Here is a 10,915-nt window from a genome sequence, read left to right on the forward strand (position 1 = left end):
ACGCGGAGTGGGGAACCGGCACGGCCTGACGTTCGATCTTGCCCGGGCAAGCGTCAAGAAATCGTCAAGAGTTAGGTAAGGTAACGAAGTAACTTCGTCAGGGGAAGGAACCGGCCGCTGAACATCCACGACCTCAACGAACTCCTGCTCGTCTGCTCGCTCGTCCTGCTCGTCGCCGTGGCCGCGGTTCGGATCTCCTCGCGCAGCGGGCTCCCCAGCCTGCTCGTGTACCTGGGCATCGGCGTCCTCATGGGCCAGGACGGGATCGGCGACATCCACTTCAACAACGCCGAGCTGACCCAGGTCATCGGGTACGCGGCCCTGGTCGTGATCCTGGCCGAGGGTGGCCTCGGCACGAAGTGGAAGGAGATCAAACCCGCCCTGCCCGCCGCCAGCGCGCTGGCGCTGGTCGGGGTCGCGGCGAGCGTCGGGGTCACCGCCACGGCGGCGCACCACCTGGTCGGGCTGGACTGGCGGCAGGCACTCATCATCGGGGCGGTGGTCTCCTCCACCGACGCGGCGGCGGTCTTCTCGGTGCTGCGCAAGATTCCCTTGCCCGCGCGTGTGACGGGCACGCTGGAGGCCGAGTCCGGCTTCAACGACGCCCCCGTGGTCATCCTGGTCGTCTCGTTCTCCACGGCCGGACCCTTCGAACACTGGTACGTGCTGGTCGGCAAGATACTGCTGGAGCTCGCCATCGGCGCCGCCATCGGCATCGCGGTGGGCTGGCTGGGCGCCTGGGGACTGCGGCACGTGGCCCTGCCCGCCTCCGGCCTGTATCCGATCGCCGTGATGGCGATCGCGGTCACCGCCTACGCCGCCGGCGCCCTGGCGCACGGCAGCGGCTTCCTCGCCGTCTATCTCGCCGCGATGGTGATGGGCAACGCACGCCTGCCGCACTGGCCGGCCACGCGCGGGTTCGCGGAGGGGCTCGGCTGGATCGCCCAGATCGGCATGTTCGTCCTGCTCGGTCTGCTGGTCACCCCGCACGAGTTGGGCGACGACATCCTGCCCGCGCTGCTCATCGGGCTGGTGCTCACCATGGTGGCGCGCCCCTTGAGCGTCGTGCTCTGCCTCGTGCCGTTCCGGGTGCCGTGGCAGGAGCAGGCACTCATGTCCTGGGCCGGGCTGCGCGGCGCCGTGCCCATCATCCTGGCCACCATCCCCATGGTGAACGGCGTGGACGGCAGCCGTCGCATCTTCAACATCGTCTTCGTACTGGTCGTGGTCTACACCCTGCTCCAGGGGCCGACACTGCCCTGGCTGGCCCGCACCCTGCACCTGCGCGACGGCTCCGAGGCCGCCGCCGACCTCGGCATCGAGTCCGCGCCCCTGGAGCAGCTGCGCGGGCATCTGCTCTCCGTCAGCATCCCGCGCAGGTCGAAGATGCACGGCGTCGAGATCAACGAGCTGCGGCTGCCCGCCGGGGCCGCGGTCACCCTCGTCGTACGGGAGGGCACGTCCTTCGTGCCGCTGCCGACGACCGTGCTGCGCCGGGGCGACGAACTGCTCGTGGTGGCCACGGACCCGGTCCGGGACGCGGCCGAGCGGCGGCTGCGGGCGGTCGGACGCGGGGGCAAGCTGGCCGGATGGCTGGGGACGAACGGATCGAGCTAATCGCAGGTGGGCGAGGTCGATGGTGCTCGCTTTCACAGGCGTACCAAGCGTTCACCCCTGTACGATGCAGGTGTCACCCAGATCGAACCAACTCTGCCTGACGCAGAGCTGGCGCAACCGTATGGCGGCCGGCAACGCTCTTCGACGCAGTGGGCACCGGTATCTACCGCAGTCAGCGCAAGAGGACAGCTCTCGGCGCCCCGGCCCACCACAAGCGGGCCGCGCTACCAGGCGGCAGAAAGGCAAGGGCCGTGGCATCCACGGTCACCTCGTCGAAGTCCTCCCGCCCTGGCTACGGGCAACTGCTGCGCACGCGCGGCGCCTGGACGTTCCTGCTTCCCGGCTTCGCGGCCCGCCAGCCGTTCGCGATGCTGACGATCTCCATCGTGCTGCTGGTGCAGCACACCACCGGCTCGTACGGCGCGGCAGGCGCCGCCGCGGCCGTCACCGGCGTCTCCATGGCGCTGTTCGCGCCCTGGACCGGGCGCCTGGCCGACCGCCTCGGACAGCGCGCCGTACTGCTCCCCGGCGTGCTGGTGCACGCCCTCGCGGGCATCACCCTGACGGCGCTCGCGCTGGCGGACGCCCCGCTGTGGGCGGTGTTCGCGGCGGCCGTCCCCACCGGCGCCTCGGTCCCGCAGATCGGGCCCATGGTGCGCGCCCGCTGGGGCGTGAAGCTCCAGGGCTCCCCCCTGATGACCACCGCCGCCGCCTTCGAGTCCGTCACGGACGAGCTGACCTTCGTCGTCGGCCCGCTGCTGGCCACCGCCCTGTGCACCGCCGTCGACCCGGCGGCGGGCCTGGTGACCGAGGCTGCGCTCACTCTGGTGGGCGGTCTGCTGTTCGCCGCGCAGAAGAGCACGCAGCCGGTGGTCGGCGCCGACGGGCACGCGCGCGTGGAGCACGCCTTTGCGCTGCGCGTCCCAGGGGTGCGGGTGCTGGCCGTGGCGTTCCTCGGCATCGGCTCCGTCTTCGGCGGCATGCAGGTGTCGCTGGCCGCGTTCACCGAGTCGATCGGCGAGCCCGGCCTGAACGGCGCCCTGTACGGCACCTTCGCCGCGGGCAACATGCTCTCCGGCATCGCGTGCGGCGCCGTCGCCTGGAAGGCGGCCCCGCAACGCCGCCTGGTCGTCGGCTACGGCGCCCTCGCGCTGGCCGCCGCCGGTCTGTGGGCCGCACACTCGGTGCTGCTGCTCGCCGGGCTCGGCCTGCTCGTCGGCATGTGCGTGGCACCCGCCCTCATCACCGGCTACACGCTGGTCGAGAACCTGGTCCCGGCCGGGGCGCGCACCGAGGCCTTCACCTGGCTGACCGGCGCGGTGGCGCTCGGTCAGGCAGGTGCCGTCACGGTCGCCGGACAGTTGGAGGACCGGTTCTGGGGCGGAGCCGGATTCCTGGTCCCGCTCGGGGGCACGGCGCTCGCGCTGGTGACCCTGGTCGCGCTCCGGTCACGGCTGGACGACCGGCCCCGGAGCCGTACCGTCGCACGTGGCGTCGGTCACCGCGCGCCGGTCACAGTGGACTGATCCCGAGGAATACGTCACTATGGACCGTCGTTAGCACTCATCGAGTGAGAGTGCCAGGAGGAAGACAGTGCCGACCTACCAGTACCAGTGCACCGAGTGCGGCGAGGGCCTCGAGGCGGTGCAGAAGTTCACCGACGACGCCCTGACCGAGTGCCCCAACTGCCAGGGACGCCTGAAGAAGGTGTTCTCCGCGGTCGGCATTGTCTTCAAGGGCTCGGGCTTCTACCGCAACGACAGCCGCGGCTCCTCGTCGAGCAGCTCGCCGGCGTCGACCGGGTCGTCCTCGACGTCGTCCTCTTCGGCGTCCTCTTCGTCCTCTTCGTCTTCGTCCTCGGACTCGAAGGCGTCGAGCACGGGAAGCTCGTCCAGCACCACCGCCGCCTGAGGCGCCCGCACGCTCACGGGACCCCACCGCCCTACGGCCGGTGGGGTTCTCGGCCTTTGCGGCACCCCCTCCTGCCGCCGCGCCCACGGCGGCTACTGTGCTGGTCATGGCGAACGCAGAGATCGGTGTAATCGGCGGCTCAGGCTTCTACTCGTTCCTCGACGACGTGACCGAGCTCCAGGTGGACACGCCGTACGGGGCCCCCAGCGACTCCCTCTTCCTCGGCGAGATCGCCGGCCGGCGGGTCGCCTTCCTGCCCCGGCACGGCCGCGGCCACCATCTCCCGCCCCACCGGATCAACTACCGGGCCAACCTCTGGGCGCTGCGCTCTGTCGGCGTGCGCCAGGTGCTCGGGCCGTGCGCGGTGGGCGGGCTGCGCCCCGAGTACGGGCCGGGCACGCTGCTCGTCCCGGACCAGCTCGTCGATCGCACGAAGTCCAGGGCGTCCACGTACTTCGACGGACTGCCGCTGCCCGACGGCACCGTGCCGAACGTGGTGCACGTGTCCCTGGCCGACCCCTACTGCCCCTCCGGACGGTCGGCCGCCCTGAAGGCCGCGCGCGGACAGGACTGGGAGCCGGTGGACGGCGGCGCCCTCGTCGTGATCGAGGGACCCCGGTTCTCCACCCGTGCCGAATCGCTGTGGCACCAGGCGCAGGGTTGGTCGGTGGTCGGCATGACGGGCCACCCCGAGGCGGCGCTCGCCCGTGAACTGGAGCTCTGCTACACCTCGCTGAACCTGGTCACCGACCTCGACGCGGGCGCCGAGACCGGGGAGGGCGTCTCGCACGACGAGGTGCTGCGGGTGTTCGCGGCGAACGTGGACCGGTTGCGCGGGGTGCTCTTCGACGCGGTGGCGGCGCTGCCCTCGAACGAGGAGCGGGACTGTCTGTGCGTGAACGCGCTGGGTGGGATGGATCCGGGGTTCGTGCTGCCGTAGAGGGCGACCGGCGGCGGGGCCGAGCGCGGAACTCCCCCTTCGGGTGAGGGCGTTGTCCACAACTCGTCGGTAGTGCACGGGCCTGAGCGGGCGGCGGCACGAGACCTCATCGTGGGCGGCAACCGATCCGTCGTCACAGGTGGTGGTCCCCGTGTCCTTCGCTGCGCCCTCCGAACCGGCCCACGCACAGCCCTCCGTACGGCCCTCCGGCCCGTTTTCTCCTCGCGCGCTCGGGACGGACGCGCCCCCGACCCGCGAGGTGCCGCACTTCGCACCCGTTCGCGTGCGCGGCGGGCGACATCGGCTGGGCCGGTTCGTACGGCATCGGCGGCGGGCTCTGGCCTTCGGGCTCGCGCTCACCGCCGCCGCCCTCGTGGCCGCCGGCCCGCGGGCCCCGGCCGGCGCGGGGGCTGACGAGCGGGCCCACGGGCACCCCGCGGCGGACCGGGCGCCGGAGCACCGGGCCGCCCGGCGGGTGTCCGCGCCCGTGCGGATCGCCGACGCGGCGACGGTCCGGCTGCTGCGCCCCGGCGACCGGGTCGACGTGGTCGCCGCCGAGGGGGCGGCGCCGGGCGGCGCGGCCGAGGTGGTCGCGCGCGGCGCGCTGGTGACCGAGGTGCCCGAGCCGCTGGACGGCGATGCCGTCGGCGGGGCACTGGTCGTGCTGTCGGTGCCGCGTGCCACCGCGGCGCGGCTGGCGGGCGCGAGCGCCACGGCCCGGCTGGCGGTGACGTTGTGCTGAACGACGTCTTGCGCGTGGTGCGCGAATCGCTGCCAAGTCCCTCCTCGAGGCCACGGGATTGGACACGGCCGCCCGGCCCTGTCGTAGGTTGCGGAACTGTTTGTTCCACAAGCTGTACATGTGATGAGGAGAGGGCACGCGGTGAGCGAGCAGAAGGAGCCGGGCGTCTTGCAGGGCTTCAAGGCCTTCCTGATGCGCGGGAACGTCATCGATCTGGCGGTCGCGGTGGTCATCGGCGCCGCCTTCACCAACATCGTCAACTCGGTGGTGAAGGGCGTCATCAACCCGCTGGTCGGCGCGATCGGCACCAAGAACCTCGACAGCTACAGCTCCTGCCTCAAGGGACCGTGCGAGCAGGCGGCGGACGGATCGGTCACCGGCGGGGTCATGATCCTCTGGGGCTCCGTCCTGGGAGCGGCGCTGAGCTTTGTGATCACCGCGGGGGTGGTCTACTTCCTGATGGTCCTGCCGATGGCGAAGTACCTTGCCCGGCAGGAGGCGCGCAGGAAGGCGCGCGAGAGCACGCACGAGATCATCGAGGTGTCCGAACTGGAGGTGCTCAAGGAGATCCGCGACGCGCTGGTGGCGCAGGGCGGGCAGCGCGGCCCGGGCCACACCGAGCGCTGACGGGGGCGGTCCGCCGCGCCCTCCAGGCCCTGCGGGCGGCTCAGAGGTGGTGGGGCGGCTTCTCGTCCAGGAAACGCCTCAGGTCCTCGGCCGCGTCGGTCCCGCCGCGCGGCCGGTCGCCCCATCCGCGATCCGTGTCGTCCGACGACTGCTCGTCCAGCGGGTCGTCGAAGATCAGCGCGGGCCTGGGCGCACGCGGCTCGGGAGCGGCGGAGGTACTCATGCCTCCAGGGTACGGGGCGGTGACCGACGGGGGCAGGGCTGCCTGGTTCGTCCAGGCTCGCGGAGATTTTCGGGCCGGTATCTGCTGTGCTTGGAATCATGACGTCCAGTCCGACTCCGTCGCCCGCCTCGTCCGGCGCGCCGGCCCCTCGGAGGCCGCTGCGCCGGCTCACCGCCCGCGGTCGCAACGAGGCGCATCGCGTCGCCACGCCTCTGGAGCTCTTCTTCGACCTGTGTTTCGTCGTGGCGGTCGCGCAGGCCGGACTGGAGCTGGTGCACTCCGTCGCCGAGGGGCACGCCGGCGAGGGCATCCTGAACTACGCGATGGTGTTCTTCGCCATCTGGTGGGCCTGGATGAACTTCACCTGGTTCGCCTCGGCCTACGACAACGACGACGTGCTGTATCGCGTGGTCACCCTGGTGCAGATCGCCGGCGTCCTGGTGCTCGCCGCCGGGATCCCGCGGGCCTTCGAGAGCCACGACTTCCTGCTGGTGCTGATCGGCTACGTGGTGATGCGGCTCGCCATGGCCGCGCAGTGGCTGCGGGCCGCGAGATCCGCCCAGGGAGCGGAGCGCACCACGGCGCTGCGGTACGCCGGTGGTGTGCTGCTCTGCCAGATCGGTTGGTGCGGGCTCGTGCTCCTGCCGAAGCCCGACCGCCCCTGGCTCTTCCTGGTGATGGTGGTCGCCGAGCTGTGCGTGCCGCTCCACGCGGAGAGGAACCGGCCGACCACATGGCATCCGCACCACATCGCCGAACGGTACGGGCTGTTCACGATCATCGTGCTCGGCGAGACGATCGCCGCCGCCACGGTCGCCGTCAAGACGGGCGCGGACGAGAACGCCGCGCTGGGCGAACTGCTGCCGATCGCGGCGGGCGGCCTGCTGATCGTGTTCTCCGCGTGGTGGATCTACTTCGTGGCCCCGGTCCACGGGCACCTGCGATCCAGTCGGCAGTCCTTCGTCTGGGGTTACGGCCACTACCTGATCCTCTCCTCGGCGGCCGCGATCGGCGCGGGCCTGGAGGTGTCGGTGGAGCAGGCGGTCGGCAAGGCGCACATCTCCACGCTGTCCGCGTCGGCCGCGGTGACGCTGCCGACGGCGCTGTTCCTGCTCACGGTATGGGCACTGCACGCGGGCCACTTCAAGGTGGGCATCGCCCAGCAACTCGTGCTGCCGACGACCGCGTTGCTGGTGATCTGCTGCTCCTTCCTGGGCCACTGGGCGGTCTTCGCGGCCGGGGTCGTCTCGGCGCTATCCGTGGCGACCGGGGAGACCCTGACGGCCCGCCGGGCCGCCCGGACGCGCAAGGCACGGACGGGCACGCCGACCGCCTGACTCCCCGAGCGGGTGCCCGGCTCCCGGAGCGCGCGCCCCGGCTCCCGCGACGGGCGCTGGGGAAAGGCCCGCGGGCAGGAGACTGGTCCCCATGACAGTTGATGCTCTGACGGACGTGACCGGCCTGCGGGTGGGACACGCGACGCGCACCGGCGACGGCTGGCTCACCGGCACCACCGTCGTCCTCGCACCCGAGGGCGGGGCCACCGCAGCGGTGGACGTGCGCGGCGGCGGCCCCGGCACCAAGGAGACCGACGCGCTCGATCCGCGCAACGTGGTGCAGAAGGCCGAGGCGGTCGTCCTGACCGGCGGCAGCGCCTACGGGCTCGACTCGGCGTCCGGCGTGATGGCCTGGCTGGAGGAGCAGGGGCGCGGGGTGCGGGTCGGGCCGGACCCGGCGCACGTCGTGCCGGTGGTGCCCGCGGCGTGCGTGTTCGACCTGGGGCGGGGCGGCGACTTCCGTGCCAGGCCGGACGCGGCGCTGGGCAGGGCCGCGGTCGAGGCGGCCGCGGCGAGCGGGATCGGCGCGCCGGTACGGGAGGGCTCCGTGGGCGCGGGTACGGGTGCCGTGGCCGGGGTGATGAAGGGCGGGGTCGGCACCGCGAGCGTCCTCCTCGACTCGGGGATCACAGTAGCCGCGCTGGTGGTGGCCAACGCGGCGGGATCGGTGACGGATCCGGAGACGGGAGTGCTGTACGGGCAGTTGTTCCAGGGTCGGGTGACCTACCCGCAGGAGCGGACGCACGAGGCGGCCCGCACGCGGCTCGCCGAGAGCGCGGCGCGCAACGCGCCGCCCCCGCTGAACACCACGCTCGCGGTCGTCGCCACGGACGCGGACCTGTCGAAGGCGCAGGCCCAGAAGCTGGCGGGGACGGCACACGACGGCATCGCGCGGGCGGTTCGACCGGTGCATCTGCTGCACGACGGTGACACGGTCTTCGCGCTGGCGACCGGGAAACGCGGACTCGACGCCGCCCGGCCGCTGGCCCTGAACGAGATCCTGGCGGCCGGCGCGGACCTGGTGACCCGCGCGATCGTGCGGGCGGTGCGGGCGGCCGATCCGGTGACGACGGAGGGCGGGGTCTGGCCCTCGTACTCGGAGCTGTACGGGAGGAGTTGAGCGGTCCACGCGGTCTGTGATTGTCCCGGTTCTGTCACGTGATGACGCATCTTTCGGGTGGAGGGAACCCGACCGGTCCCCGGTCCCCTCTTTCTCCACGCATCGGAGCGGATCACCCACTTCACACGAACCTGGAGCAGCCCGTGACAACACCGGACACAGCAACGCGGCGCACGCTGGTGGCCGGTGCCGCCCTGGTGGTCGGCGCCCTCGCCCTCACCGCCTGCACGGGCAGCGCCAAGGCCAGTAATGACGGCAAGGACGGCGACGGCACCGGGGCGAAGAACTCGGCGGCGCGGATCGCCATCTCGGCAAAGGACGGTTCGACCGGCGCGTCGATCAACTCGACCGGTGTGAAGGTCAGCGACGGGAAGCTGACCGAGGTGAGGATGACGGTGGCCGACACGGGCCAGGCCGTGCCGGGGACGGTCTCCGCGGACGGCGCCAGCTGGAAGCCGAAGGAGCAGCTGGAGCGGGGGACGAAGTACGAGATAGCGGCGACCGCGAAGGACGCGGACGGCAAGTCCGTCGCCGCCGACTCCACGTTCACGACCGTGACGACGGCCAACAGCTTCATCGGGACGTACACACCGGACGACGGCACGACGGTCGGGGTCGGGATGCCGGTGTCCTTCAGGTTCGACAAGGCGATCAGCGACCGTAAGGCCGTGCAGTCACACATCACGGTCACGTCGAGCAGTGGGCAGAAGGTGGCCGGGCACTGGTTCGGGGAGCAGCGGCTCGACTTCCGGCCGGAGGAGTACTGGAAGGCCGGCTCCAAGGTCACCATGAAGATCGACCTGGACGGGGTGGAGGGCGCCAACGGCGTCTACGGAGTGCAGCAGAAGACGGTCACCTTCACGATCGGGCGCTCGCAGGTCTCCACGGTGGACGCGGCCACGCAGACGATGACGGTGGTGCGCGACGGCCGGACGGTCCGGACGATCCCGATCTCGGCGGGCAGCCCGGAGTTCACCACGTACAACGGGCAGATGGTGATCTCGGAGAAGCTGGCGGAGACGCGGATGGACAGCCGCACGGTCGACCTCGCCGACGCCTACGACATCCCGGACGTGCCGCACGCGATGCGGCTGACCACGTCCGGCACGTTCATCCACGGCAACTACTGGTACAAGCAGTCCAACCCGCCCTTCGGTCGCTACGGTTCCAGCCACGGCTGCGTCGGGCTCCAGGACGTGCAGGGCGGGCGGGGCGACACTCCGGCCAAGTGGTTCTACGACAACTCCACCCTCGGGGACGTCGTGATCGTGAAGAACTCCGCCGACTCCACCGTGGCGCCGGACAACGGCCTCAACGGCTGGAACATGGCGTGGCGCGAGTGGACCGCCGGAAGCGGCGACTGACCGTTTCACCAGCGGTTTTTGACGGGATGTCGGGTCGCGTGGGAACTTCTCGCGCGGCCCGGCCGTTTTCCCGGCAAACGTTTTCTCGGTTCCCGGACATGATGTCCGACCGAGGGGCTACGGTATGCACCCACAAGGTGACATGCAGCAACGCCGGGAGAAACCTTGAGCGTTCCGTACGAGACGGCAGCGTACGAGCCAGCCGATTCGCCCGAGTCTCCGGAGGAGCACCTCGAGCGGCTGCTCGGGCGCGCTCTGAACTCGTTCGAGCTGCCCGACGAGACGATCGGGCGACTCGACAGCGCGCTGGCGCACGACAGTTCGCTGCACTCCGCGCACCACAGCGCGGGACTGCACCAGGAGACGTACCGGCACACCTGGCTGCTCGCCGACGGCTCGGCGCTCACCCTCTGGGAGCTCGTCCACAACACCACGCCCGGGGGCGCCCCGCAGCACGAGGTGTACGTCGACTCGGAGGAGCTGCGCGCCGCGGGCACCCGGCTCCCGCTGCCCACGGAGACGCCGGACTTCGAGCTGCCGGTGCCGGTGGACCTGTCGTCGGTCCCCACGCCGCGGCACGCGTACGTGCCGGACGACTCGGCGGATCACGCCCGCCGGCTGCTGCGCCGCGCGGAGAACCCGGACCGGCCGGGCGCGGAGACGGCCGCGCTGCTCGCCACGGCGTGCGCCCACCAGATCACGCAGGCCTTCGGAAGGCCCTGCCGCGCGGGTCGGGCCGGGCTTGGCTTCTCGCTCTACGAGCACGCGTTCCTGCTGTGCGACGGGCAGGAGGTCTCCCTGTGGGAGGTGGAGCACACGGCCACACCGGACGGCCGGCACATGTGCGAGGTGTACACGACGCAGGACGCGGCCCGGGAGGCCATGGAGCGCAGGGCCGCGCAGTTGTCCTGAGGCGCGAGCCCGTCGACCGTCCTGAGGGACGCCCCCGTCGACCGTGCTGAGGCGCGAGCCCATCGACCGACAGCGCGGCCCGGGACCTGAGTCGGTCCCGGGCCGCGCCGCCTTTGCCAGGC

At 71.6% G+C, this 10,915-nt stretch carries 11 protein-coding genes; 10 read left to right on the forward strand and 1 reads right to left on the reverse strand.

Annotation, left to right across the window (positions count from 1 at the left end; translation table 11 throughout):
* Nucleotides 1-117: 117 nt before the first annotated feature.
* The 6 genes from ACFV6X_RS24015 to mscL all read left to right on the forward strand — a co-directional run bounded on the left by ACFV6X_RS24015 (nucleotide 118) and on the right by mscL (nucleotide 5,837).
* Nucleotides 118-1,617 (forward strand): potassium/proton antiporter, encoded by a 1,500-nt coding sequence (locus ACFV6X_RS24015; RefSeq protein ID WP_385386731.1) that lies wholly within the window; start codon nucleotides 118-120, stop codon nucleotides 1,615-1,617.
* 251 nt (nucleotides 1,618-1,868) lie between these two features.
* Complete coding sequence (locus ACFV6X_RS24020) at nucleotides 1,869-3,143, forward strand: MFS transporter (RefSeq protein ID WP_385386593.1); 1,275 nt, start codon at nucleotides 1,869-1,871, stop codon at nucleotides 3,141-3,143.
* 67 nt (nucleotides 3,144-3,210) lie between these two features.
* Nucleotides 3,211-3,528 (forward strand): FmdB family zinc ribbon protein, encoded by a 318-nt coding sequence (locus tag ACFV6X_RS24025; protein ID WP_385386595.1) that lies wholly within the window; start codon nucleotides 3,211-3,213, stop codon nucleotides 3,526-3,528.
* A gap of 106 nt (nucleotides 3,529-3,634) precedes the next feature.
* Nucleotides 3,635-4,468 carry an S-methyl-5'-thioadenosine phosphorylase gene (locus ACFV6X_RS24030; RefSeq protein WP_385386597.1) on the forward strand — a complete coding sequence of 278 codons (834 nt, stop codon included), beginning with the start codon at nucleotides 3,635-3,637 and terminating at the stop codon, nucleotides 4,466-4,468.
* Nucleotides 4,469-4,619: 151 nt separating this feature from the next.
* On the forward strand, nucleotides 4,620-5,210 hold the full coding sequence (locus tag ACFV6X_RS24035; RefSeq protein WP_385386599.1) for a hypothetical protein: 591 nt from the start codon (nucleotides 4,620-4,622) through the stop codon (nucleotides 5,208-5,210).
* Nucleotides 5,211-5,351: 141 nt separating this feature from the next.
* Complete coding sequence (mscL, locus tag ACFV6X_RS24040; protein WP_385386601.1) at nucleotides 5,352-5,837, forward strand: large conductance mechanosensitive channel protein MscL; 486 nt, start codon at nucleotides 5,352-5,354, stop codon at nucleotides 5,835-5,837.
* Nucleotides 5,838-5,877: 40 nt separating this feature from the next.
* Here mscL and ACFV6X_RS24045 read toward each other — a convergent pair whose 3' ends face one another.
* The gene (locus tag ACFV6X_RS24045) at nucleotides 5,878-6,060 is read right to left on the reverse strand and encodes a hypothetical protein (RefSeq protein WP_385386603.1); all 183 of its coding nucleotides are present in this window, start codon (nucleotides 6,058-6,060) and stop codon (nucleotides 5,878-5,880) included.
* 98 nt (nucleotides 6,061-6,158) lie between these two features.
* Between ACFV6X_RS24045 and ACFV6X_RS24050 the strand changes: the two genes are divergently transcribed.
* The 4 genes from ACFV6X_RS24050 to ACFV6X_RS24065 all read left to right on the forward strand — a co-directional run bounded on the left by ACFV6X_RS24050 (nucleotide 6,159) and on the right by ACFV6X_RS24065 (nucleotide 10,793).
* Entirely contained in the window at nucleotides 6,159-7,397 is a 1,239-nt protein-coding gene (locus ACFV6X_RS24050) for a low temperature requirement protein A (RefSeq protein ID WP_385386605.1), read from the forward strand.
* Nucleotides 7,398-7,488: 91 nt separating this feature from the next.
* Nucleotides 7,489-8,517 (forward strand): P1 family peptidase, encoded by a 1,029-nt coding sequence (locus ACFV6X_RS24055; RefSeq protein ID WP_385386607.1) that lies wholly within the window; start codon nucleotides 7,489-7,491, stop codon nucleotides 8,515-8,517.
* Between the two features lie 143 nt (nucleotides 8,518-8,660).
* A complete protein-coding gene (locus tag ACFV6X_RS24060) occupies nucleotides 8,661-9,881 on the forward strand; it encodes an Ig-like domain-containing protein (protein ID WP_385386609.1) in 1,221 nt (406 codons plus the stop codon).
* 165 nt (nucleotides 9,882-10,046) lie between these two features.
* Nucleotides 10,047-10,793 carry a DUF6227 family protein gene (locus ACFV6X_RS24065; RefSeq protein WP_385386611.1) on the forward strand — a complete coding sequence of 249 codons (747 nt, stop codon included), beginning with the start codon at nucleotides 10,047-10,049 and terminating at the stop codon, nucleotides 10,791-10,793.
* Nucleotides 10,794-10,915 lie beyond the last annotated feature (122 nt).

Origin of the sequence: Streptomyces sp. NPDC059861 (assembly GCF_042731435.1) — a bacterium.
In the GTDB taxonomy this organism is placed as follows: domain Bacteria; phylum Actinomycetota; class Actinomycetes; order Streptomycetales; family Streptomycetaceae; genus Streptomyces.

What these genes read in the sequence shown, in the direction of transcription:
- ACFV6X_RS24030 (WP_385386597.1), top strand. Translation starts at nt 3,635, where the DNA reads ATGGCGAACGCAGAGATCGGTGTAATCGGCGGCTCAGGCTTCTACTCG.
- ACFV6X_RS24045 (WP_385386603.1), bottom strand. Translation starts at nt 6,060, where the DNA reads ATGAGTACCTCCGCCGCTCCCGAGCCGCGTGCGCCCAGGCCCGCGCTG.
- ACFV6X_RS24050 (WP_385386605.1), top strand. Translation starts at nt 6,159, where the DNA reads ATGACGTCCAGTCCGACTCCGTCGCCCGCCTCGTCCGGCGCGCCGGCC.
- ACFV6X_RS24055 (WP_385386607.1), top strand. Translation starts at nt 7,489, where the DNA reads ATGACAGTTGATGCTCTGACGGACGTGACCGGCCTGCGGGTGGGACAC.